This is a genomic window from Rheinheimera sp. NSM, from assembly GCF_052380015.1.
Lineage (GTDB): Bacteria > Pseudomonadota > Gammaproteobacteria > Enterobacterales > Alteromonadaceae > Alishewanella.
In genome coordinates this window covers 220,996-244,628 of the sequence record NZ_JBQTCI010000005.1, presented here as the reverse complement: position 1 = coordinate 244,628, position 23,633 = coordinate 220,996, and the positions used below count along the sequence as shown (strand labels likewise).

19 protein-coding genes are annotated in these 23,633 nt (G+C 52.1%); 15 read left to right on the top strand and 4 right to left on the bottom strand.

Annotated features, from left to right (window positions below; all coding sequences use genetic code 11):
* Positions 1-7 precede the first annotated feature (7 nt).
* Positions 8-931, bottom strand: coding sequence for a 4-hydroxy-tetrahydrodipicolinate synthase (gene dapA / locus ACTZWV_RS15565; RefSeq protein WP_444787423.1), 924 nt, complete (start codon positions 929-931; stop codon positions 8-10).
* Positions 932-1,011: 80 nt separating this feature from the next.
* On the opposite strand from dapA, the gene ACTZWV_RS15560 reads away from it, so the two are divergent.
* From ACTZWV_RS15560 to ACTZWV_RS15550, 3 genes are all read left to right on the top strand, one after another.
* Complete coding sequence (locus ACTZWV_RS15560; RefSeq protein WP_444787422.1) at positions 1,012-2,262, top strand: NAD(P)/FAD-dependent oxidoreductase; 1,251 nt, start codon at positions 1,012-1,014, stop codon at positions 2,260-2,262.
* 93 nt (positions 2,263-2,355) lie between these two features.
* Positions 2,356-5,328 (top strand): TonB-dependent receptor, encoded by a 2,973-nt coding sequence (locus ACTZWV_RS15555; protein ID WP_444787454.1) that lies wholly within the window; start codon positions 2,356-2,358, stop codon positions 5,326-5,328.
* A 90-nt stretch (positions 5,329-5,418) separates the two neighbouring features.
* Positions 5,419-6,813, top strand: a complete 1,395-nt coding sequence (locus tag ACTZWV_RS15550) for a peptide MFS transporter (protein ID WP_444787421.1) — start codon at positions 5,419-5,421, stop codon at positions 6,811-6,813.
* 55 nt (positions 6,814-6,868) lie between these two features.
* Here ACTZWV_RS15550 and ACTZWV_RS15545 read toward each other — a convergent pair whose 3' ends face one another.
* Positions 6,869-9,142 (bottom strand): DPP IV N-terminal domain-containing protein, encoded by a 2,274-nt coding sequence (locus ACTZWV_RS15545; RefSeq protein WP_444787420.1) that lies wholly within the window; start codon positions 9,140-9,142, stop codon positions 6,869-6,871.
* Positions 9,143-9,382: 240 nt separating this feature from the next.
* Here ACTZWV_RS15545 and ACTZWV_RS15540 point away from each other — a divergent pair, with 240 nt between their 5' ends.
* On the top strand, positions 9,383-12,133 hold the full coding sequence (locus tag ACTZWV_RS15540; RefSeq protein WP_444787419.1) for a collagenase: 2,751 nt from the start codon (positions 9,383-9,385) through the stop codon (positions 12,131-12,133).
* Positions 12,134-12,202: 69 nt separating this feature from the next.
* On the opposite strand, the gene ACTZWV_RS15535 is transcribed toward ACTZWV_RS15540, so the two are convergent.
* Positions 12,203-12,865 (bottom strand): GntR family transcriptional regulator, encoded by a 663-nt coding sequence (locus ACTZWV_RS15535; RefSeq protein WP_444787418.1) that lies wholly within the window; start codon positions 12,863-12,865, stop codon positions 12,203-12,205.
* A 147-nt stretch (positions 12,866-13,012) separates the two neighbouring features.
* Here ACTZWV_RS15535 and ACTZWV_RS15530 point away from each other — a divergent pair, with 147 nt between their 5' ends.
* The 10 genes from ACTZWV_RS15530 to ACTZWV_RS15485 all read left to right on the top strand — a co-directional run bounded on the left by ACTZWV_RS15530 (position 13,013) and on the right by ACTZWV_RS15485 (position 22,214).
* Positions 13,013-14,086: a M24 family metallopeptidase gene (locus tag ACTZWV_RS15530; protein ID WP_444787417.1), complete on the top strand. Its 1,074-nt coding sequence runs from the start codon at positions 13,013-13,015 to the stop codon at positions 14,084-14,086.
* A gap of 389 nt (positions 14,087-14,475) precedes the next feature.
* Positions 14,476-15,384, top strand: coding sequence for an ATP phosphoribosyltransferase (gene hisG / locus ACTZWV_RS15525; RefSeq protein ID WP_444787416.1), 909 nt, complete (start codon positions 14,476-14,478; stop codon positions 15,382-15,384).
* A 2-nt stretch (positions 15,385-15,386) separates the two neighbouring features.
* The gene (gene hisD / locus ACTZWV_RS15520) at positions 15,387-16,724 is read left to right on the top strand and encodes a histidinol dehydrogenase (RefSeq protein ID WP_444787415.1); all 1,338 of its coding nucleotides are present in this window, start codon (positions 15,387-15,389) and stop codon (positions 16,722-16,724) included.
* Between the two features lie 3 nt (positions 16,725-16,727).
* The gene (hisC, locus tag ACTZWV_RS15515; protein WP_444787414.1) at positions 16,728-17,843 is read left to right on the top strand and encodes a histidinol-phosphate transaminase; all 1,116 of its coding nucleotides are present in this window, start codon (positions 16,728-16,730) and stop codon (positions 17,841-17,843) included.
* Complete coding sequence (hisB, locus tag ACTZWV_RS15510; protein ID WP_444787413.1) at positions 17,840-18,910, top strand: bifunctional histidinol-phosphatase/imidazoleglycerol-phosphate dehydratase HisB; 1,071 nt, start codon at positions 17,840-17,842, stop codon at positions 18,908-18,910. The genes hisC and hisB overlap by 4 nt, the downstream gene beginning before the upstream one ends.
* Positions 18,910-19,503, top strand: a complete 594-nt coding sequence (gene hisH / locus ACTZWV_RS15505) for an imidazole glycerol phosphate synthase subunit HisH (RefSeq protein WP_444787412.1) — start codon at positions 18,910-18,912, stop codon at positions 19,501-19,503. Before hisB ends, hisH begins: the two co-directional genes overlap by 1 nt.
* Positions 19,500-20,237, top strand: a complete 738-nt coding sequence (hisA, locus tag ACTZWV_RS15500; protein ID WP_444787411.1) for a 1-(5-phosphoribosyl)-5-[(5-phosphoribosylamino)methylideneamino]imidazole-4-carboxamide isomerase — start codon at positions 19,500-19,502, stop codon at positions 20,235-20,237. Before hisH ends, hisA begins: the two co-directional genes overlap by 4 nt.
* Complete coding sequence (hisF, locus tag ACTZWV_RS15495) at positions 20,219-20,992, top strand: imidazole glycerol phosphate synthase subunit HisF (protein ID WP_444787410.1); 774 nt, start codon at positions 20,219-20,221, stop codon at positions 20,990-20,992. Before hisA ends, hisF begins: the two co-directional genes overlap by 19 nt.
* A gap of 14 nt (positions 20,993-21,006) precedes the next feature.
* Positions 21,007-21,621: a bifunctional phosphoribosyl-AMP cyclohydrolase/phosphoribosyl-ATP diphosphatase HisIE gene (gene hisIE / locus ACTZWV_RS15490; RefSeq protein WP_444787409.1), complete on the top strand. Its 615-nt coding sequence runs from the start codon at positions 21,007-21,009 to the stop codon at positions 21,619-21,621.
* Positions 21,622-21,758: 137 nt separating this feature from the next.
* Complete coding sequence (locus ACTZWV_RS15485) at positions 21,759-22,214, top strand: hypothetical protein (protein WP_444787408.1); 456 nt, start codon at positions 21,759-21,761, stop codon at positions 22,212-22,214.
* A gap of 87 nt (positions 22,215-22,301) precedes the next feature.
* Here ACTZWV_RS15485 and ACTZWV_RS15480 read toward each other — a convergent pair whose 3' ends face one another.
* Complete coding sequence (locus tag ACTZWV_RS15480; RefSeq protein ID WP_444787407.1) at positions 22,302-22,685, bottom strand: Mor transcription activator family protein; 384 nt, start codon at positions 22,683-22,685, stop codon at positions 22,302-22,304.
* Between the two features lie 229 nt (positions 22,686-22,914).
* Between ACTZWV_RS15480 and ACTZWV_RS15475 the strand changes: the two genes are divergently transcribed.
* A complete protein-coding gene (locus ACTZWV_RS15475; RefSeq protein WP_444787406.1) occupies positions 22,915-23,484 on the top strand; it encodes a DUF2589 domain-containing protein in 570 nt (189 codons plus the stop codon).
* Positions 23,485-23,633 lie beyond the last annotated feature (149 nt).

The following is a 23,633-nucleotide window of genomic DNA, read 5'->3' as shown; positions in this document are numbered from 1 at the left end:
CGCTTGGTTATTCAGCCGGCACGGCTTGATATTTGCTCAAATCAGGCCGGGTACGCAGTGCCTGAGCAACCACTTGCTCAACATAGGCCCGCTCGGTGCCCTGTAATGCCAACCGCGGCAAACGCACATTCTCACTGCCGCGCTCAAGCAGTTGCTCTGCCAGCTTGATGCACTGCACCAGGGTTGGAATGGTATCCAGCCGCAGCAGCGGCATAAACCAGCGGTAAATTTCCCGCGCCTCGTTAATGCGCCCGGCCCGGGCCAGTCGGAACAACATTACCGATTCGCGCGGAAACACATTGGTTAAACCGGAGATCCAGCCGGTGGCACCGAGCAATACCGACTCCAGCGCAATGTCATCAACACCGCAGAAAATCTGAAATCGCTCGCCAAAGCGACTTTGCAGCTCGGTAATGCGGCGGGTGTCAGTGGTGGATTCTTTAATGGCAACAATATTCGGCTCTTCTGCCAGAACGGCCGTCATCTCCAGGTTAATATCCACGCCGTAGCTAACCGGGTTGTTGTACAACATAATCGGCAGCCGGGTAGCGCGGGCGGCCGTCTGATAATGCACCAACACTTCTCTGTCAGTGCCGCGGTACACCACCGCCGGCAGCAGCATAATGCCATCGACACCAATCTGTTCGGCGGCCTTAATATAATCAATGGCCTGAGCGGCACTGTGCTCTGTGCAACCGGCAATCACCGGAATGCGCCCGGCCACCGTCTTTACCGTTTGCTGCAAAAACTCCCGCTTCTCTGTCGCCGTTAGTGAAGCATTTTCGCCCACCGTACCCAGCGCAATAATGCCGTCAATGCCATCAGCTATCAGCTGCTCTAACATACGGGCATTGGCCGCGTAGTTAATACTGCCGTCAGCCTGAAATTGGGTGGAGATTGCCGGATAGACACCTTGCCAGTTTACTTGCATCTTTTTTAACCTCTATCATTGATGTTGAATAAAGAATATTGTATACAATCTACATTATCAAGTGATTTTGGAGTTTTACTGTGCAACAGGTCTGTATTATCGGTGGCGGTATAGTGGGATTAAGCAATGCGCTATTTTTGCAACAAGCCGGATTTGACGTGCTGCTACTCGATGCCAAGGGTATTGGCCAGGGTTGCTCCGCCGGTAATGCCGGCCACTTTGCTACCGAGCAGGTATTCCCGCTGGCGCAGCCGGCGCTGTTAAGCCAATTGCCGGCTATGCTGCTCAATCCACTTGGGCCTCTGCGTATTCGCGCCGGTTATTTACTGCAAGCGCTGCCGTGGTTCGCCCGCTTTGTTGCCAATATGCGTAAAAGTAAACGCGATGCCCATCAACGGGCGTTAAGTGGCTTAAACCATGCCAGCCTGGCCAGTTGGCAAAAACTACTGCACAGCTGTCAGCTCAGCCAGCAAATCCAATATAACGGCGCGCTGCTGGTGACAGAAAACCGCAATATCAGTGCGCTGCAACAGCAATATCAGGCCTATCGCACCGCCGGCATTGATGTGCGCTGGTGTGACAGACAACAACTGCAGCAGCTGGAGCCGGCATTGGCTGCAACGCTGAGTGCTGCGCTGGATTTTACTGAAGTAGCCCACAGCAGCAATCCGCTGCTGCTGTGTCAGCAACTTTATCGGCAGTTTTGCCAACTCGGCGGCCGGTATCTGCGCACCGAAGTGCGCCAGCTGATCCCGGGCCCAAACCGGCAACAGCTAATCTGCGACGACAGAGAAATTGTCTGTCAGCAGCTGATTATTGCCGCCGGCGCCCACTCGGCGCAGCTAACACGGCAATTGGGCTGGCGAGTACCGCTTGAAGCCGAGCGTGGCTATCACCTGATGTTAGCGCCGGTGGCATTGAGCCGGCCGGTTAGCTCACTGGAGCGCAAATGCATTATGACACCGATGCAACAGGGCTTGCGTCTGGCCGGTACGGCAGAATTTGCCGGCCTGCACGCCAAACCCGATTATCAGCGCGCTACGGTACTGCAGCAACATGCCGACCAGTTGCTGCGCCAGCGCACAACCGCGGTTAAACCCCCAGCTGACTTATTTGCTAACCATACCGTCTGGGCTGGTAACCGGCCATCATTACCCGACTCATTGCCGGTGCTGGGCCCCTGCCCGCGCCACAGTGGCATCTATTACAACTTTGGCCACCAACATCTGGGCTTAACCCAAGCGGCATTTAGCGCCGAGTTGCTGACCAGTTGCCTGCAGAAACAGGCGCCGGCACTTGATCTGACAACATTTCGGATCAATCGCTTCTGAATTTTTTTTCGCCGCTTAGGGCGGAATTTTTGCAGCGGTAGGCAAAAACCTTTAACCATAATCAGAATATACAATATACAGGAAGCAACAGTGATGAAACTTAACACAGCAAAAAACATCAAGCTCTCCGTGCTGGCCACCGCTATGGCGCTGGCACTGTCTGGCAGCCCGGCGCTGGCCCAGGACAACACCACCGGTTTACTTAAAGGCACTATTAGTGCGCAAAACGGCAGCCAGCTAACTGATGTGGTCATTACGTTACGCCATTTACAACAGGGTTTTAGCCGCACCGTACAGACTAACAGCAAAGGTGAATACGTGCTGCGCGCGCTACCGGTGGGCGAATACAGCGTTAGCGTTACGCAAGATGGCAAGCCGGTGATTGATGGTGAACGCATCAGCATCAGCCTGGGTCAGGCGGTTACCTATGCGCCGGTGCTAAGCAGCAGCGATAGCATTGAAAAAATTGCCATAATGGGCTCACGTATTCAGCGTATTGACACCAGTGACTCTACTGCCGGCCTGACCTTTGATGCCGTAACGCTGGATCAGATGCCGGTAAACACCGGCTTTGAAAATATTGCCCTATTGACCCCGGGTGTAGCGCGAAGCTCAGAATTTAAAGCTTCCAGTTTTGGCGGCGCTTCGGCGGCGGAAAACGGCTACTTTTTAAATGGCATGAATATCAGCGCCCTGCGCACCGGCATTGGTTCTATTGACCTGCCATGGGAAGCAATAGCACAAACTCAGGTAAAAACCGGCGGTATTTCGGCTGAATACGACCGCTTTATTGGTGGCGTAGTTAATGCAGTATCGAAAACCGGCGGTAACGACAGCCGCTTTGGTGCCGAGCTGCGTTATGATCCGGCGGCCCTGCACTCAGCCCATAGCACAGTATATAACCCGGGTGGCAGCATCTCTATTAACAATAAAGACTCGGAAGCTGAATTCTATGAAGCCAATGTCTGGGCCAGTGGCGCCCTGATAGAGGATAAGTTGTTTGTCTATGCCCTGTTTAACCCGAGAAAATACCGCTCGCAATATGCCAACAGCGCCGCGACGGTATTTACCGAACATGAAAAAGACGACAGCCGCTGGTTTGTTAATATGGACTGGTACATCAGTGATGACCACGTGGTGACCTTTACCGCCCTGGATAACAGCGCCAAACTGCGGTACGACAACTTTAGCTGGGATCAGCAAGACGGTAAGGGCGATGCCAGTGGCGTGACCAAAAGTACCAGCGGCGGCACTATGTACTCAGCGCGCTATCAGGGTTTTATCACCGACGACTTTTCCGTGTCGGCCACCTTAGGCCGGCTGGAAGACTCGGCAGACACTATCCCAACTAACCGCCTGCCCGGCATTTGGGATTACGTTAATCTGAACGGCCAGCGCTATGGTGACTGGACCACCAGCAATTTGATTAGCGAAACCTATCAGCGCGATCAGTTCCGGCTCGATTTTACTTATCTGCTTGATGATCACACCCTGCAATTTGGTCTGGACAGTGAAAAGCTTAGTGTCGATTACCTCGAGTTTCAAAATGGTGAAGCAGAAGCCCGCGGTTGGTGGGAATACCGTACTTATGTCGCTATACCACGGATTGGGTTAGATGCCGGTACTTATGTAATGCGGCGCCAGCGCGATACCGGCGGCAAAACCGAAGTGAACTCACTGGCGTTTTACCTGCAGGACAGCTGGCAAATTAACGATAATCTGGTACTTAACGCCGGCCTGCGCTACAGCAGCTTTGAAAACACCGCCACCACCGGTGAAAACTATGTTGAGCTGGACGACCAGCTGGCGCCACGGTTACAACTGATTTGGGACCCGACAGGCACTGGTGACAGCAAAGTATTTGCTACTTTTGGCCGCTACTTTCAGCCGGTATCGGCCAATATGAATATCAAACAAGCCAGCGGCCAGCGTGATGTTTATAATTACTACCTGCCAGATCAGTTAAACAGCGACGGCAGCCTGGTATTAGGTGCCGATGGTGCGCCCAGCCACGGCGCGCTGGTGGCCACTAACGTGGTGCAAAGCGGCGCAGTCGATGTTGAGCGTATCGCAGCAGACAACCTGGGGCCGATGTATTCTGATGAGTTTACCCTGGGCTATGAAACCCAGTTTAATGACAAGGTCAAAGGCGGTGTACGTTTTGTCTATCGCGACCTGAAGCAATCAATAGAAGACAGCGACTTAGGTCCGGTAGTGGCGCAGTGGCTGCAGCAAAATAATATTGCCAACAATGCCAACGAGTATTATTTCTATACGCTGATTAACCCGGGTAAGGACGTTACCTTCCACTACGACTTTGACTTAGATGGCGTTAAAGAAACCGTAGCGCTATCAGCGGCAGACTTACGCCTGCCCAAACCCGAGCGTAAATATCTGGCTTGGGAGTTTACCCTGGATGGCAAACCAACAGACGATTTGCAACTGTGGTTCTCTTACGTCTGGTCGCATAACTGGGGCATGACAGAGGGGCTGGTGCGCACCGATAACGGCCAGGCCGATCCTGGCTGGACCACCTCATACGACTATGCCGATTTAATGGACCACGCCGCCGGCAACCTGCCAAACGATCACCGTCATGCCTTTAAACTAAGCGGTGTGTATGACATCAGCGACAACTGGACATTGGGCTTTGTTGCCCGCGCTACCTCAGGCGCACCACTGAACAAGTTCAGCATTCACCCCACCGGTGTCGACAGCTGCGCCGAGCCCAGCTTATGGGCCGATTGGTGTGCCAGCCAGTGGTACGATGAAAGCTCATTCTACGACTGGGACGGCACGCCAGCACCGCGCGGCTCTGCCGGCCGGCTCGATTGGTTATACGAATTTGACCTGAGCCTGACCTACCAGCGCCAGCTGGGCGACGGCGATTTCTCGGTTAAAGCTACCGTGTTTAACCTGTTTAACTTTGACACGCCACTGAGCGTCAATGAAGTGGCGCAAATTACGCAAACCGACAACAGCTTTGCCGCCAACCCGGACTGGAACACCGCCACCGTTCTGCAAAGCAACCGCACCGTGTCGTTAGTCGTGCGCTACCAATTCTAGCCACCCGGTTGGTATCGCTGCTCTCAGGCGGGCCTGTAACACAACAGGTTCCGCCTTTTTCATCACCCGATTTATCCGGATCTTGTCATCATGCAAAACAACTTAACTGACTGCTTTGGTCATCCTAAAGGCTTATTTTTACTGTTTGGCACCGAAATGTGGGAGCGCTTTTCCTATTACGCTATGCGCGCCCTGCTGGTGCTGTACCTGGTAGACCAGGTGCGCGCTGAAGGTGGCGGCCTGGGCTGGGCTCATGCCAGTGCGCTGCGACTTTACGGTACCTTTACCATGCTGGTATATGTGACGCCGCTTATCGGCGGCTGGCTGGCCGACAACTGGCTGGGACAGCGCACTGCCATTCTGGCCGGTGCGGTACTAATGGCGCTGGGGCAATTTTGTCTGGCGCTGCCGCATCACTGGTTTGCCTCACCACTACCGGCATTTTACAGCGGCCTGGCGCTGTTGGTGTTGGGCAACGGCTTATTTAAGCCGAATATTTCCACCATGGTCGGTGACTTGTACTCTGCCACCGACACACGCCGCGACAGTGCGTTCACCGTGTTTTACCTCGGTATTAACGCCGGTATGTTTCTCGCCGGTATTGCCGTTGGCATCACCATTGACGCCTTCGGCTATCAGCAAAATGGTGAGCTGGTGCGTAACTATCAGGCCGGTTTTCTGCTGGCGGGGGTCGGCATGCTGCTGGCCCTGCTGCTGCAACTTAGTCTGGCTAAACCGATGCTGGGCAGTATCGGCACTGAACCAGCGGCGCGCAAAGCCCGGCGTTTACAGCCACAGCACAGTGCAGCACTGACCAAAACAGAAATTGACCGGCTCAAGGTATTGCTGATTATGGGGCTGTTTACCATTATTTTCTGGGCCGGCTTTGAGCAGGCCGGCGGTCTGATGAATATCTATGCCGATCGCTTTACTGACCGCAGTGTCGGCAATTGGCAGATTAACCCCACCTACTTTCAGTCACTTAACCCACTGTTTATTTTGATCTTTGCGCCTCTGATGGCCGTTTTATGGTTAAAGTTGGGTAAAGCAGAACCCAATTCGCCGCTTAAGTTTGCGCTGGGTTTACTGCTGTTAGGTATCGGCTTTTTATTTATGGTCGGTGCCAGCCTGCAATACAGCGCTGATACTAAAGCCAGCCTCTGGTGGCTGGTGTTCGCCTATCTGTTTTTTACCCTGGGTGAGCTGTGCCTGTCACCGATTGGCTTAGCTCTGGTGTGCCGGCTGGCACCGCTCAGAGTGGTCTCGCTGCTAATGGGTGCCTGGTATCTGTTTTTGGCCGCGGCCAATAAACTGGCTGGTCTGATTGGTGCCCTGCTGGATACCGGTGACACTGATAATGAACAGCAGATGGTAACCAATGCGCTGGCCATCTTCAGTGGTTTTAGCCTGACGGCTATATTAGCGGCGATACTGTTGTATTTACTGGCCGACAAACTGGTGTACTGGATGCACGGCAAAGCCTGATTGATAACGCGGCGCATTAATTTTTGCTGCATTAACGACCGCCGCGTTATGTTACTCAGTTGCTGTTGATGTAAAAAAACGCCGGTGGTGTTTGCTCAAGTAAATGCCGGACAAAATAGTCCCAGCGCCGCCTGGTAAAATAGCTGTCTTCGCGCAAATCATGGTCTTTATTGGCCAATAGCAGCAAATCGACATCACGGCCCGCCGCCTGAATGGCTGCAGCCAGCCGGAAACTGTTGGCCGGGTTAACATTATTGTCCAAATCGCCGGTAGCTAATAACAGTTTGCCGCTTAACTGATGCGCCAGCGTCATATTGCTGTTGCTATCATAATGCTCGCCTTCTTCCGGCATACCCATCCACATTTCCGGCCACCAGGCTTTTGACATGCGATGATCGTGATTCCCGGCCGAGGCCACCGCCACTTTATAAACATCGCCGTATTTCAGCAGCGCCCTGGCGGCATCATAACCGCCGGCAGAATGGCCATAGGCCCCCACCCGGCTTAAATCCAGATAAGGCCTTTTGGCGGCCAGTTGCCGCAAGCCGCTGATATAATCCGGCCCGCCTATATCACCGAGATTCTTATAACTGTGCAGCTGGAAGGCGCGCGAACGGTGCGCGGTACCCAGCGGATCTAAATTAACCACCACCACACCCAACTGGGCCAGCGGTGTTTCGGTATTGGCAAAGCCGCGGGAGAAGCGCTTAGCACTCACGATAGTATGCGGCCCGGCATACATATGCTGCACCACCGCATAGCGTTTGGCCGGGTCAAAATTGACAGGTTTATAGATCAGGCCATACAGCGGTGTTTTGCCATCACGCGCCAGCACACTAAAGGGCTCCGGCGGCTGCCAGCCGGTAGCGCGCAGCGCGCTGTCATCGGCCACCGCCAGCGTTTGCAGCAAGCTGCCATCTGTGCTTTGGCGTATAGTGCTGACGGTCGGCAAATCAACGCGGGAATAGCTGTCATAAAAATGCTGCCAGTCTGGCGCCAGACTCACCTGATGATCAGCATATTCCGGTGTCAGCAAGGTAAGCGCACTGCCATCCAGATTAATCCGGTACAGGTAGCGAAAGTACGGATCGCCACTCTCGCGACCGGACGCAGAGAAATACAGCTGCTGGTTTTCGGGATCTACGCCATGCAGTTGGCGCACAACAAACTCGCCTTTGGTAAGCTGCTGTATGTTGCCACCTGCTTGCTGCAAATATAAATGGTTCCAGCCATCGCGCTCAGAGCTAAAAACAAACTGCTTTGCGTCCAGCCAGGCAATAGCGTGTTTGGCATAATCGAGAAACTGTTCGCTGCGCTCCTGCCATTTAATCGTTGCAACACCTGCGGTATCAATTTGCCACAATGTCAGCGCCCGCATGCCACGGTCGCGCGCCACCAGATAGAAAAAACCATCGTCATGCCAGCTGACATCGCCCCAGTTTTGCGTGGTTTCCAGTGGTGGCAACTGCGTCAGCGTCACTTTGGCACTGTGCGTATCGACAATCGCCAACTGATAATGCGAGCGCAGATCATTGCCGGGCAACGCGCGCTTGTACGAGTGTAATACCGCGCTGTGGCCCTGCGGCGGCATATTTTGCAGCATATGCAGGCTTGGCATAGTACGCCTGTCCAGCACAAAGGTGGCGGCAAAGCGGCTACCCTTTGACCAAACAAACTGCGTGCTGCGCTTTGGTGTTTGCGCCGCGCCATTAATCTGGTCCAGCTGATACCAATCATTTAACTCGCCCCAGGCATAGTCGGCACTGCCATCTGTGGTCAGTTGTTGCACGCTGCCGGTGCTCAGCTCAGTTAACTGCAGATTATGCGCCACGCTATTAAGCTGCCAGCGCTGATCCGGAGATGTTACGGCAGTTGGCTGTGCTACCACCCGGCACTGATACTGCGCTTGCGCCGGCTTTTTTTGCAGCGGCAGCGATTGCGCCAGGTCGCACTGCCAGCTTTGCTGCTGATACTGCAATTTTGCTTGCCACACGTTGTCGCTGCGGCTTAGTTGCAGCTGCAAGTTATCCACATCCGGCACTGCGCTTGCCCCCAATGCACGTGCCAGTTCAACCATATCCAGTTGCCTTACCGGCTGTTGCAAGCTGTCGGCAAAGTAAAAGCGGCGGCCACCGGCTTGCTGCCGGCTAAACCAATAGCCTTGCTGTTGCCAGTAAAACGGCAACTCAGCATTTAGCACTAAAGGCCGCACATTGGGGTAAAAATACTGCTGCGCCTGCTGGTAAGCAGATTGCATAACAGATGGGTCAGACGCGGCCAGCGGCATTGACAATAACGCGGCAGCCATCAGCATATAACGGACAGTCATAATATTTCCTGCTGGAAAGTCGGCATTGCAGCTTAGCAAGCATTTTTATTGCATACAATATCCAATAAAGCAATTTCTGTTGTCCCTTATTTCTCTTATGTCAAAACGCTATTTACTGCCCGGTTTTAGACGTAAATCAAACTATAACATTATATTGTATACAATATTTTTTATGCTAATTTAGTGCAGCCGTTAACGGCAGATTAACTATAACAACAGCACGAGAAGGAACAAACATAAATGAAAACAAACACCTTGCTGCTTAGCCTGCTATTTGGCAGCAGCACCCTGCTGGCCGGTGAACCGGCCTCACCGTCGCATCCTGGCCTGCTGGCGCAGGACTTACAACATGGCCACGAGCACAATGTACGCCAGCACAGCCCAAAACCGCCGCGGCTGGTATCGCCGCATGAATTTGAAAAAGTGCAGGCCAGGTTGCACGCCGAACGCAACCAACTGCCGTTGCCGGCGCACTTGGTCCCCGATGCCGACAAAGCTATGTCAGCACAGCGCCAATTACTCACACAAAGCAGTTGCACCTCACCTGACACTCTGCTGCCACTTAGCGGTGCGGCGCTGATCAGTGCCATTGAAAATGCCATTTTAACCAGCTGCTTATATGCACTTTATGACAGCAATTTATTAGGCAGCGGCCACTTTAGCGACGATAAAATTCTCACTGTGGTGCAAGCGATCCACAGCCGGATGGCGGGTTTTGATGGCTCAGATGCCAGCGGTGCTGCCGAACTGGAGAAGCTGGTCAGCTACCTGCGCGCCATGCACTGGGTAGAATCCGGCAGCAACCGCCAGTTTAGCGCCGTCTATCTGCATACCCTACAGCAGGCCTTTGATCAGTATTTTGCCGGCGCACACTTTGTTCGTTTTGACGGCAATGCGTCACGCAATTTTATGCTGCGCTATGAAATGCTGATCCTGGTGAACAGCTCCGGTACCGATCCGCTGCGCTATTTAGCCCGTTTTAGTCAGGCACTGAAAGGCTATACCGATACGGTATCGCGCAGCGATAACTGGGGTCTGGCCTATGAAGAAAACGGCCTGACTCAGGTGTTAACCCACTATTATAATGCCACTAATAACGGTAGCACTGCTCTGCAGCAACTGCTGCTGAGCGAGCCGCAAATTATCAATAATCTGCGCAATTTTGTTATGACTGACGGCCTGTGGCTGGTCGGCCATACCCGCGAGTATCAATGGTCAGATGCCGTAACCGAGCTTGGGCGCTTGCTTAAGTTTGGTGGTGCTATTGCACAGCAGGTGCGTCCGGCGTTGCAAACTATTCTCAGCACCTATCAGTATGATGGCACAGGCTCTAACGGCTGGGTGAATGCCCAGGGCATGGTGAAATTTTACGACAGCGCTAATTGCCATTTGTACGGCGATGCTTGTGACTTTGATCTGGAAAGCACGGTACTCAGTGGCCGGCATAACTGTGGCGATACGTTGAAACTGCGCTATCAGCAACCGATAGCGGCCAGCAACTTACAGCAAATTTGTACTGATCTGGCGATACAGGAGCAAAGCTTCCATACCCTGTTCGGCCACAGCAGCCCGGTGGCCAACGACAATAACACCGCACTGGAAATGGTCATTTTCAGCTCTTCAGCCGATTATCAGAACTACGCCGGTACCTTTTTCAATATCAATACCAATAACGGCGGTATGTATCTGGAAGGCACGCCGTCTGATCCAAACAATCAGGCGCGTTTTATTGCTTATCAGGCTACCTGGTTGCAGCCGGAATTTGTGGTATGGAATTTAGAACATGAATATGTGCACTACCTGGATGGTCGCTTTAACCAATGGGGCAGCTTTAGTGATCAGCCGGCTAACTCTGTCTGGTGGGGCGAAGGCCTGGCCGAATATTCATCGAAGGGCAATGACAACCCCACCGCACTGGCGGCGGCACCGGATAAAACCTATCAGCTAAGTGAGCTGTTTCAAACCACTTATGCTAACAGCAATACTGCCCGTACCTACCACTGGGGCTACCTGGCCACCCGCTTTATGTTTGAGCGCCAGCGTCAGCGCATCGACAACGAATTGCTGCCCAGCATGCGCGCGGTAAAATACCTGATCTCCGATGCGCCCTGCAGCTTCGACTGGGGTTGGCAAAGTAAGAGCGAGGCCATTGCCAATAACTGGAGCTGGCTGTATGACGACAGCGAATGGAGTGAGGGCAACTGGGTCTGGACCTGTGGCCAAATCAATGATGACAACATGCCGGAGCTGCCCGACTACACGCCTTATGCAGAAATTATTGCCGCCTGGGGCAACCAGTTTGACGCTGAGTTTCATAACTGGCTGGACTGCATCGTCAGCAACGAAGATTGCAGCAACAACACTGACCCGGTTACCCAACTGCAAAACGGCGTGCCGGTAATGGTTAGCGGCGCGCGTGATTCTGAGCAACACTTCCGTATTACGCTGCCAGATAACGCCTATGATGTGAAAATTGCCACTGCAGGCGGCAGTGGTGATCTCGACTTATATGTGCGTCAGCAACTGGCGCCCAGCCTGACAGAGTGGGATTACCGCCCCTATGTGATTGGCAATGCTGAGCAAGTCAGTATTTTACAACCACAACAGCCGGACTGGTTTGTGATGTTGCACGGCTATCGCCAATTTACTGATGCCAATGTAACCGCAAGCTGGAAACTGGGCACTTTAACCTCGCTGCAGCAATGGCCCATGCTTAGCAGCAATTATGCTCTGTATCAGTGGGTATACGTGCCACCACAGGCCAAGGCTTTGTATTTTACCCTGGACAACGGCACAGGTGATGCCCAGCTGTATGTTAAACGCGAGGGCTGGCCGACGCCGGGCAATTATGATGGCGCATCCAGCATCACCCGCGGTACCACGCAGAAAATCCATCTGACAAATATTGTCGCCGGCAGCTATTACCATATTATGGTCAATACGCTGGAGGGCTTTAATAATGTCGATTTAACCGTGTATATGGTGGAGTAACCACAACAAAGCGGGCACTGATGCTGCCCGCTTTGTTGTTTTAGCAACGAAAAACCGGCGCCTGGTTAGTTAGCCGGCATCCAGCTTGGTCACCAGCAGTTTAATTTCGGCCGCAGCGCCGAGAATATGCTGTTTTAACAACTGACAAGCGGCGTCGGCTTTTTTCTGCCGTACCAGTTGCAATAAATTTTCATGCTCCGGCCCGGCTTTTTTAACGCCGCCGGCCAGCATTAAATGCACGCGGATATAGCGATCAGAATTGCTGTTCAGGTTTTGCACCATCTCATAAGTCAGCGGCCGGTTGGCTGCCCGGTATAAGCTCATATGAAAGCGGCTGTTCAGCTCACTCCAGCTACCTGAGGTATCGGCCGCCTGATAGGCTGCACTCATTTGCTGCAGCAATTGCTCGCTTTGCGCCAGCTCGGCTTCGGTTAGCTTGGGTATTGCCATCCGCAGCAATTCGCATTCCAGTAAGGCTCGCAATTCAAATAATTCGGTCACCTGCTCTGCCGACAGTTTAGTGGCAGTAGCGCCTTTATGCGCTTCAAACTCTACCAGGCCTTCGGCTTCCAACTGCAGCAGCGCTTCACGCACCGGAATACGGCTTACTTTTAACTCATCCGCCAGCGCCGCTTGTCGCAGTGGCTCACCCGCTTTAATGGCACCGGTAAGAATTTTTTCCCGGATCGCCTCAACTACTACCTGGGTTCGGGTTTTATATTCAACAACCATTACAGAGCCTGCTTTTGCATTGACATGGTATGCAGTATATCAAATACATTTATTGCTGCAGCAATAACTTAGCAGCGCGGCAAAAACAGCGCTTGCTACAGCTAATCATTTTGGATATTGTATACAAAAACAATCAGGGATCTGCCAATGCGCTTACGCAAATTACGCCAGATGATGGCACAGCTGAACTATCAGGCATTGCTGCTGACTGAACCATTAAATATCCGCTATCTGTCGGGTTTTAGCGGCAGCTCAGCCAGTTTGCTGATCACCGCACAGCAGCAATTCCTGATCACCGATTATCGCTATACCGAACAGGCGCAGGCTGAGTGTGCCGGCTTTGACATTATCTGTCGCGATCGCTCAGCGCAGAGCCTGGGGCAATGTATCGCCTCTTTACTGCAGCCAACTGCTGTCAGCCGCCTGCATTTGGAATATGGCCACTTAAGTGTTGAACTGTTTATGCAGCTGCAACATGACTTAGCCATTACCCTGAGCCCGGCCACTAATCTGCCTGAGCAGCTGCGCGCCTGCAAAGATCCGCACGAGTTAAAATGCCTGCGCCAGGCCGCCATTATTGCCGACGAGGCGTTAGCCTGGCTACTGCCACAATTGCAGATTGGCATGACAGAGCGGCAAGCAGCGGATTTACTGCAGCAAAAAATCTATGCGCTGGGCGCTGATGAGCTGGCCTTCCCTACCATACTGCTGTCAGGTGAGCGCAGTGCTTTACCTCATGGTAAGCCGGGCCAGCGCTGCTTTGAACCTGGTGACTGGATCCTGCTCGATTTTGGTGCCCGCGTTGAAGGCTACCGCTCTGATATGACCCGCACTGTGGTGCTGGGCCAGGCCAGTGCGGAACAGCAGCAGTTTTATCACACCGTGCTGACCGCACAGCAGGCGGCACTGGCTGCGGTAAAACCCGGTGTCAGCGGCCACCGGCTCGATCAGATAGCCCAAGCTGTACTGACGGCCTCGCCTTATGCTGCCTATGTTGGCGAGGGTTTAGGCCATGGTGTCGGTTTAGCACTGCACGAATACCCACTGATGCGCCGCGGCTGTGACGTGCGGTTACAACCGGGTATGGTTATAACTATTGAGCCTGGCTTATATAAACCCGGTTTTGGCGGCGTACGAATTGAGGATGACATTGTCATTACCCAAGACGGTTACGAACTGCTGACGCAAAGCCCGAGACAGCTGCAACAATTGCCTGCCTGACACAAATTGACTATACAAGCTGGCGATATTTCAATCATAAATTTGGTGAATTCAGGTAGTTTCAGCAATATTAATTTCAGCACAAAAAACCAACTTAAAACAATAGCTAAATAAAAACAAAGCATTAAGATAAAATAACACACTAATACTGACTGAACTTTTGCTTGCAGTTTAAATCCGAAACGATTAACTTGTATAATATCTTAGTTAGCAAGAATTGCGAAATGAAAACTGTCACTGTACTGCATCATCATAGCGACTAGCCGTCCGGATATTCCGGAGGGCTGTTTTCTGGCGCTCCGGTGGTACAGCAACAAAAACCCCGAGCCCAGGCCCGGGGTTTTTGTTTATTCGCCTTACACATTTTAAATATCGTCACGGAGACCAGTATGAGTCCGGCAACAGAATCTAAACGCTTACGTATCGCCATGCAGAAATCCGGCCGCTTGTCGGTCGACTCTCAGGCCCTGTTCACCAGCTGTGGCTTAAAAATCAACCTGCGCGAGCAGCGCCTTATCGCCCATGTGGAAAATATGGATATTGATATCCTGCGCGTACGTGATGACGACATCCCGGGCCTGGTGATGGACGGCGTCTGTGATTTGGGCATCGTTGGCGAAAACGTACTGGAAGAAGAATCCTTACAGCGTAAACTCGACAACGACAGCTTTGATTACACGGTATTAAAGCGGCTGGATTTCGGCGGCTGCCGCTTATCCATTGCCGTGCCGCAGGAAGAAAACTACGGCGGTGCAGCGTCGCTGGAAGGTAAAACCATCGCTACTACCTATCCGCGCTTGCTGGCTCGTTATTTAAAACAGCAAGGCGTTAATGCCCGCATTGTGAATTTAAAAGGCTCAGTCGAAGTGGCGCCACGCGCCGGTTTAGCCGATGCCATTTGTGACCTGGTATCTACCGGCGCGACGCTCGAAGCCAACGGCTTAAAAGAAGTGGATGTGATTTACCGCAGTAAAGCCGTGCTTATTCAGCGCAAAAACCTTACTGATGAGCGCCAGCTTAAGCTGATTAACAAGCTGATGCCGCGCATCAACGGCGTGATGCAGGCCAATGAAAGCAAGTACATTATGTTGCACGCACCACGTGCACGCCTGGATGAAGTGATTGCGCTGCTGCCGGGCGCCGAAAACCCGACGATGCTGCCACTGGCTGGTAACAGCGATATGGTGGCCATCCATGTGGTTAGCAGTGAAACGCTGTTTTGGGAAACCATGGAGCAGCTAAAAGCGCTGGGCGCCAGCTCGATTTTAGTGCTGCCAATTGAAAAGATGATGGAGTAGCTATGGCCTCTATACCTGCTACCAGTGTTTTTAACTGGGCACAATTGTCAAAAAGCGAGCAACAAGCGGCGCTGGCAAGGCCCGAGCTTGCCGACTCTGCCAGCTTAAGCGGCCAGGTGCGCACTATTATTGATAGCGTGCGCCGGCAAGGTGATGAGGCACTGATTGCCTACAGCCGGCAGTTTGATGGTTTAAGCGCGAATCCACTGCGCTTAAGCGTTGAGACAAAACTGGTGCAGCTAAATAAGTTACTGCCACAGCGTAAAGCGGCAATAGAGCTGGCGTATGACAATATCCGCAAATTCCACGCTGCGCAGTTGCCGCGTGATATCGAGGTAGAAACCAGTGTTGGCGTAGTCTGCCAGCTGAAAAGCCGCGCCATTGCTGCAGTAGGTTTATATATTCCGGGCGGCAGCGCGCCGCTGCCCTCTACCGTGCTGATGCTGGGTGTACCGGCACAGTTAGCCGGCTGTGCGCGCATTGTACTGGTCACGCCGCCGGGTAAACCAGACGCGGGTGATATTGCCCCCGAGATTCTGTACGCCGCTGAGCTGTGCGGTATCAACGAAATTTACACCCTTGGCGGTGCTCAGGCGATAGCAGCCCTGGCCTATGGCACAGAGACCATTGCCAAAGTCGATAAAATTTTTGGCCCGGGTAACCGTTATGTGACCGAAGCCAAACAGCAGGTAAGCCAGGATGCCAAAGGCGCGATGATCGACATGCCGGCCGGACCATCGGAAGTGCTGGTACTGGCCGATAGCAGCGCCACCCCGGCCTTTGTTGCCGCCGATTTATTGTCACAAGCCGAGCACGGCCCGGACTCCCAAGTGATCTTAGTCAGCGACAGCGCAGCGTTAATTGATGCAGTACAAGCTGAAGTCGCGAAGCAACTGGCTCAGTTGCCTCGACAAGAGATTGCCGCAGCCGCGCTTAGCCATAGCCGCTATATTTTAACGGCTGATCTTGCGCAGGCCGTTGCGGTAACCAATGCCTACGCGCCGGAGCATTTAATAGTGCAAACCGCTTGTGATGAAGCGCTGACAGAGCAGTTTACCAGCGCCGCCAGTATCTTTGTTGGCAAGTGGACACCGGAATCGGCCGGTGACTATGCCAGCGGCACCAACCATGTGTTGCCTACTTACGGTTACAGCAAAACCGTTTCCAGCTTATCGTTAACCGACTTTTACCGCCGTTACACGGTGCAAACATTATCGGCGCAGGGCATGCGCAATATAGGCCCGGCAATTGAAGTGCTGGCCACAGCAGAAGGCCTGCAGGCGCACGCCAACGCCGTAACCTTACGCCTGGCCGCTCTGACAGATGAAGCAAAGGAATAAACCATGAGTAACAGTATTAATACCCTGGCCCGTGAGGCGGTAAAAGCCATAGTACCTTACGCCTCTGCCCGCAGCAGCATGAGCGGCGGCGCTATTTGGCTTAATGCCAATGAAAACGCGCTGGCACCGGAATATAGCTTAAGCGGCAGCTTTAACCGCTACCCGTCATGCCAGCCCAAAGCGGTGATTGACAGTTATGCGGCCTATGCCGGTGTAACACCCGAACAGGTATTGGTAAGCCGCGGTGCCGATGAGGGCATTGAGCTTTTGATCCGCAGCTTTTGCGAGCCGAAACAAGACAGCATCAGCATCTGCCCGCCAACTTACGGCATGTATGCCATCAGCGCGCAAAGTAACCAGGTGCCGGTGAATATAGTGCCGCTAACGGCCGATTTTGAGCTGGATTTAGCCGCGTTATTTTCTACCACGCCCAAACTGGTGTTTATTTGCAGCCCGAATAACCCCACCGGCGATTTAATCCCGCGTGAGCAAATCATCGCAGTGCTGGAACACTACAAAGACAGCGCTTTAGTGGTGCTGGATGAAGCCTATATTGAATTTGCGCCGCAGGCCTCAGTGGTTGATTTACTGCCGCAATATCCGAATTTAGTCGTACTGCGCACCCTGTCTAAAGCCTTTGCGTTGGCAGGCCTGCGCTGTGGCTTTACGCTGGCCGCGCCGGATATTATTAATGCGCTGAAACAAATGATCGCGCCCTACCCGCTGGCCGAACCGGTGGCGCAAATTGCCGCCCAAGCCTTAACGGCAGAGTCTGTCGCGCTGATGCAAAGCACAGTAACCACGATAAACACGCTACGGGCCGAGTTTAGCGCTTATGCCAGGCAGCGCAGCGGCATTAGTAAAGTGTGGCCCAGCAACGCCAACTATGTATTGCTGCAAGTAGACGATGCGGCAGCCTGCGTAGCAGCGCTGGCGCAGCAAGGCATTTTAGTTCGGAATCAATCCGGGCAGTTGGGCTTGTCGCAGGTGGTGCGGGTGTCTATCGGCAGCCCGGCAGAAATGCAGGCATTATACAGCGTAATGGACGACTACTTTGATTCAGCAACAACCCTGCAACAGGCAGCATTACAGCAAACAACACAGAGAGAACGCGCATGAGTGGCCAACCTATATTATTTATTGACCGCGACGGCACCATGGTAGAAGAGCCACCGGTTGACAAGCAGCTCGATAGCCTGGAAAAACTGGCCTACGAGCCTGGTTTAGTGCCGGCGTTATTAAAACTACAGGCCGCCGGTTACCGTTTGGTCATGGTAACTAATCAGGATGGCTTGGGTACCGACAGCTTCCCGCGCGAAACCTTTGATGCGCCGCACGACAAAATGATGCAATTGCTCACCTCACAAGGCATTACCTTTGATGACGTGCTGATTTGCCCGCACTTTGAGCGTGACAACTGCAGCTGTCGCAAACCGAAACTGGGGCTGGTAAAAGACTATCTGCAGCAGGGCAAAATCGACTTTACCAACTCCTGTGTGATTGGTGACCGGCTAACTGATGTGCAGCTGGCACAGAACATGGGCCTGCCATCGTTTCAGTATAACCGCGACACCCTGGGCTGGAACGAGATTACCAAACAGCTGCTAAGCCGTGGCCGTAAAGCCACAGTGCGCCGTACCACACGCGAAACCGACATTGAAATCAGTGTTGATCTGGATAACAGCGGCAATAACTTTTTTGGCACCGGTGTTGGCTTTTTTGACCATATGCTGGAGCAAATTGCCACCCATGGCGGTTTTTCGCTGCAGGTAAAGGTTACCGGCGATTACCATATTGACGATCACCACAGCGTGGAAGACACCGCGCTGGCGCTGGGCCAGGCATTAAAGCAGGCGCTGGGCAACAAGCGTGGTATTAACCGCTTTGGTTTTGTACTACCGATGGATGAATGCCGCGCCGAATGCGTGCTGGATTTATCCGGCAGGCCACTGTTTGTGTTTAACGGTGAACTGGGCGACGGCAGCGTCGGCGGTTTAACCCTGGAGATGGTGCCGCACTTTTTCCGCTCGTTAAGCGATGCCATGCTAATGACACTGCACTTAAGCATTACCGAAGGCAATAAACACCACAAGGTAGAAGGCCTGTTTAAAGCCTTTGGCCGTGCACTGCGCCAGGCCATTACCGTATCCGGCGAAGCGCTGCCGAGCTCAAAAGGAGTGCTCTGATGCAACTGGTGATTGTTGATACCGGCTGCGCCAATATCAGCTCGGTGTATTTTGCCTTTAAACGCCTGGGCGTAGACGCCAGCATCAGCCGCGATGCCAAGGTAATTAAAGCGGCAGATAAAGTGCTGCTGCCGGGTGTAGGCACGGCGCATAACGCCATGGCCAAACTGCAACAGGTTGAGCTGATTGACACCTTACAAAGCCTGCAACAACCGCTGCTGGGTATTTGTTTGGGTATGCAAATGCTTACCCGCCACAGTATGGAAGGCGATGTAGCTTGTTTAAACCTTATTCCATCTGAAGTACTACCGATGCAAAGCGCCGGTTTGCGCTTGCCGCATATGGGTTGGAATACGCTGCACAGCATCAGCGACCACCCGTTAATGCGCGGTTTTTCTGTCACAGATTATGTGTATTTTGTCCACAGCTTTGCCGTCGCGCCTGGCCGGCATTCATTGGCACTGTGCCATTATGGCAGCGATTTTGCTGCGGTTATCGGCAAAGATAATGTGGTGGGCGCGCAGTTTCACCCCGAGCGCTCAGGCAAAACCGGGGCGCGTTTATTACAGAATTTTCTGGAGTGGCAATTATGATTATTCCGGCAATAGACTTAATTGACGGTACAGTAGTGCGGCTGTATCAGGGCCGTTACGACAACACCACACAATATGATTTCAGCCCGCTTGGCCTGCGAAACCAATATGCCCAGGCCGGTGCCGACTGGCTGCATATTGTTGATCTATCCGGCGCTAAAGATGCCACTAAACGCCAGCTGAAGTTATTAACCGAACTGATGACAGCCTCACCGCTGCATATTCAGGTTGGCGGCGGTGTGCGCAGCGAGCAGGACTTAATTGATTTACTCGACGCCGGTGCCGGTCGTGTTGTTATCGGCAGCCTGGCTATTCGCCAAAGCGGGCTGGTACAAGGCTGGGTGCGCAAATACGGCGGCGAGCAAATTGTGCTGGCGCTGGACGTGGCAATAAATGCTAACGGCGAGAAAACCCTGCCCTCACACGGTTGGATTGAACAATCTAACATTACGCTGGAGCAGGTGCTGGATGGTTATATCGCCGCCGGTGCGAAACATGTGCTGTGCACCGATATCAGCAAAGACGGCACCTTAACCGGCTCTAACGTGAAGCTGTATAAAGAGTTAGCCGCTAATTACCCGCAAATTCAGTGGCAAGCCTCCGGCGGCATTGGCAAGCTGGACGATATCCGCGCTTTAATTGGCAGCGGCGTGGCCGGGGTTATTTTGGGCCGCTCCTTACTGGAAGGTAAATTTACGCTTGAGGAGGCCATAGCATGCTGGCAAAACGGTTAATTCCCTGCCTGGATGTACGCGATGGCAAAGTGGTTAAAGGTGTACAGTTTCGTAACCATGAAATTATCGGCGATATAGTGCCATTAGCACAGCGTTATGCCGAAGCCGGCGCCGACGAGCTGGTATTTTATGATATTACCGCATCGAGCGATGGCCGCGTGGTCGATAAAAGCTGGGTGCGCCGCATAGCAGAAGTGATCGACATTCCGTTTTGTGTCGCCGGTGGTATTAAAACGGTGGCCGATGCCGGGAAGATATTAGAGATGGGCGCCGATAAAATTTCTGTTAACAGCCCCGCTCTGGCACGGCCAGAGCTGATCAACGAGCTGAACCACAACTTTGGCCAGCAATGCGTGGTGGTGGGTATCGACAGCTTTTTTGATGTCGTATCAGGTCAGTATCAGGTATACCAGTTTACCGGTGACGAGAGCCGCACGCAGAAGACCCAATGGCTAACCCGCGATTGGGTTACTGAGGTGCTAAGCCGTGGCGCCGGCGAGATAGTACTTAACTGCATGAATCAGGACGGTGTGCGCCAGGGTTATGATATCGCCCAGCTAAGAAGCATCCGCGATATTTGTACAGTGCCGCTAATCGCCAGCGGCGGCGCCGGTACTATGCAGCACTTTACCGATGTGTTTGAACAGGCCGACGTTGATGGCGCCCTGGCGGCCAGTGTATTTCATAAAGGTATTATTGAGATTGCTGCCTTAAAGGCGAAACTGATTGCCGATGGTATTAGTATCCGGCCATGATAAAAAGGTTACTTATGAACGAAGAACAAATCAAAGCGCTAAACTGGCCCGGGAACCAACTACTGCCAGCCATAGTGCAGCATGCCATCTCCGGTAAAGTGCTGATGCAAGGCTATATGAACCCGCAGGCGCTTGAGCACACGCTGCAAAGCAGTCAGGTGACGTTTTTCAGCCGTAGCAAACAACGGCTGTGGACCAAAGGTGAAAGCTCGGGCAATACACTGAAACTGGTTAGCATCGACAGCGACTGCGACGCCGACAGCATTTTAGTGCTGGCACTGCCGCAAGGCCCCACCTGCCATGTCGGTACCGAAACCTGCTGGCACGATAGCAGCGCCAACAGTCCGCAACTGGCGTTTTTGTATGACCTGGAACAAGTGATTAAAGCGCGCGAAGGAAGCGATCCGGCCAGCAGCTACACCGCCAGCTTATTTGCCAAAGGCGTAAAGCGCATTGCACAAAAAGTCGGTGAAGAAGGCGTAGAGTCTGCCCTGGCTGCCATGGCCGGTGACAAAGAAGAGCTGGCCAATGAAGCCGCTGATCTTATCTTTCACCTGCTGGTACTGCTACGCAGCCAACAGCTCGAACTGAATGACGTGGTCAAGGTGCTGCAACAACGGCATCAATAACCCTTTCTCCCACAGAATAGCTTTCTGCCAGGGAAGCTGTTCATGGTTCGCCCATCGCAGACTCCTTAATAAAGTGTTCCAGCGGCTCAATCAGAACCGCACCTGTTAACATTTGATTACTTATTAAGGATATTCTCATGATTATAATCGTCTGCACTGATGACCAAAAGCTGGTAGATATTGCTCAGATTTCGTCCAGCAATAATCCACAGATTTTTGGTAAAATTTATAGAATTTTCAATCAAATCCCGCAGCTTTTACCGGGAGAAAATCTTTTCGTTATCGCACATGGCGCATACAATGGTGATGACAATAACCCGGTAATAGGGGACAGAAAAAATGACTTTTATGTCAATGCAGTAGATTTTTTTGACAACATTAAAAGTATTTTCCCTAACGGATACACGGGCAGCGTCTATATTGATGCGTGTGAATCGGCTGATCACAACGAAGAAACTATTAGTTTTGCAGAAGTTTTTCTGACTCAAGTACAAGTTTTGCACGGCCATACCCGTGTATTTGGCAGGAAGGGTAAAAATAGCGGTCTGATCCCACTGCCAGCAGATCTCAGCTGGGTTCAGGCAACGTTGTAATTACGAACATACTGAAACAATATGGCGTTAACGTTGTAAAGTATCAAAGAACCATCGTTGAAACGGTGCCAAATTTGGCACCGTTTTTTATAAACGCATATCGCGCTTAATATTAGCAATCTGCCGAACTGTTAAGCCATATTGCCGCGCCAGAACACTGCGGCTTGTACCCTGCTTTAATGCACTGGCAATGGCCCGATTTCTAACCTGCCTTTCAAAGTGCACCAACATCGGTACTTCAACCTCTACTCCTCCCATTACTTTGGCGAGCTTTTCCAACCCATCCAGCGACAACTCATGGCGTAATTTTGAACGCTGAGGGTTATGCGGAATATATTTGCATTGTCCGCCAAATAAACTGACGAATTTCAACGCTTCCTCTTGTCCCAACAAATCAATCAATTCCTGTAGAAAAAATGGCAGCTTGGCCAGCTCGATATCAAACGTCGTTAAATTTTCATTATTATTCATTTAATGCGTCGCCCTGACACCCTATATAGTTTCATGCTGAGCCGACTAAAGAAATAAATTAAATGTGAATTAGTTCAGGGGGTAAAACCACACAGAAATAAACAAATACAATAAAAGTGAAACATTTATAACCAAACCATCGAATAATTACCGGTGAAGTACTTCCGCGTTAGAAAACCCCGGCCAAATTAATAGCTTAACAAGCTCACTATTAATGTTGGAGATCACCATGTTTTTTAAAAAAGAGAAGAAGCACCATGTAACACCCGAGCTGTTAGACGGCTTAATCAGAGGTCTGAATTACGTCGCAAATTGTGCCAGCGATATGGCACTTAGCCATTATCAAAACTTGATCAGTCAGTATTTTACCGAACAGGAAGATGGCAGCTTTAAACCCAACACAGCTGTCATTCAGCTGGATGAAGAACATGTTATTACTATGCCATGGATTGCGGTATCAGATGGCAAAGGCTTATTCCTCGATGAAATGGAGGTAGATTTTTCAGTTCAGGTTACCGGTATTGATAATGGCCAAACTAATACTGACAGCACGGCAGATAATATTGCTGCCGGACTGAACTCCCGTTCAGATCTGCCACATTTTATTGTTACTGTAGCCAACAGCAGTTCAGATGCTACGCAAAGGGCAAAAGATATCATTGATTTTAAAGTTAAATTTAAGTCTCACGATGCACCGGAGGCGGTTATGCGTGTAATAGACAAATTCAACGCCAGCATACATCCAACCCGCTTAAACACTGATAATCCCCCTGACGACTCAACCGCGCCGGCAGAATAGTTTACCTGCGGCTGGTGCATAGAGCGGGCCCGGGTCCGCTTTTTTTATTCGCATTTAGCCCCCGGTAGTTTTTCCCGCTGATTCTCAACCTTCGCCAGCTCTACCTTAACTCTGGCCAGGCAATTCTGGCTTAACACTGCAACTACATA

Coding starts and splice junctions, on each gene's coding strand:
- ACTZWV_RS15550 (WP_444787421.1), top strand. CDS start 5,419: ATGCAAAACAACTTAACTGACTGCTTTGGTCATCCTAAAGGCTTATTT.
- ACTZWV_RS15480 (WP_444787407.1), bottom strand. CDS start 22,685: ATGAATAATAATGAAAATTTAACGACGTTTGATATCGAGCTGGCCAAG.
- dapA (WP_444787423.1), bottom strand. CDS start 931: ATGCAAGTAAACTGGCAAGGTGTCTATCCGGCAATCTCCACCCAATTT.
- hisG (WP_444787416.1), top strand. CDS start 14,476: ATGAGTCCGGCAACAGAATCTAAACGCTTACGTATCGCCATGCAGAAA.
- hisH (WP_444787412.1), top strand. CDS start 18,910: ATGCAACTGGTGATTGTTGATACCGGCTGCGCCAATATCAGCTCGGTG.
- ACTZWV_RS15555 (WP_444787454.1), top strand. CDS start 2,356: ATGAAACTTAACACAGCAAAAAACATCAAGCTCTCCGTGCTGGCCACC.
- hisF (WP_444787410.1), top strand. CDS start 20,219: ATGCTGGCAAAACGGTTAATTCCCTGCCTGGATGTACGCGATGGCAAA.
- ACTZWV_RS15545 (WP_444787420.1), bottom strand. CDS start 9,142: ATGACTGTCCGTTATATGCTGATGGCTGCCGCGTTATTGTCAATGCCG.
- hisD (WP_444787415.1), top strand. CDS start 15,387: ATGGCCTCTATACCTGCTACCAGTGTTTTTAACTGGGCACAATTGTCA.
- ACTZWV_RS15530 (WP_444787417.1), top strand. CDS start 13,013: ATGCGCTTACGCAAATTACGCCAGATGATGGCACAGCTGAACTATCAG.
- hisC (WP_444787414.1), top strand. CDS start 16,728: ATGAGTAACAGTATTAATACCCTGGCCCGTGAGGCGGTAAAAGCCATA.
- ACTZWV_RS15535 (WP_444787418.1), bottom strand. CDS start 12,865: ATGGTTGTTGAATATAAAACCCGAACCCAGGTAGTAGTTGAGGCGATC.
- ACTZWV_RS15485 (WP_444787408.1), top strand. CDS start 21,759: ATGATTATAATCGTCTGCACTGATGACCAAAAGCTGGTAGATATTGCT.
- ACTZWV_RS15475 (WP_444787406.1), top strand. CDS start 22,915: ATGTTTTTTAAAAAAGAGAAGAAGCACCATGTAACACCCGAGCTGTTA.
- hisA (WP_444787411.1), top strand. CDS start 19,500: ATGATTATTCCGGCAATAGACTTAATTGACGGTACAGTAGTGCGGCTG.
- ACTZWV_RS15540 (WP_444787419.1), top strand. CDS start 9,383: ATGAAAACAAACACCTTGCTGCTTAGCCTGCTATTTGGCAGCAGCACC.
- hisIE (WP_444787409.1), top strand. CDS start 21,007: ATGAACGAAGAACAAATCAAAGCGCTAAACTGGCCCGGGAACCAACTA.
- hisB (WP_444787413.1), top strand. CDS start 17,840: ATGAGTGGCCAACCTATATTATTTATTGACCGCGACGGCACCATGGTA.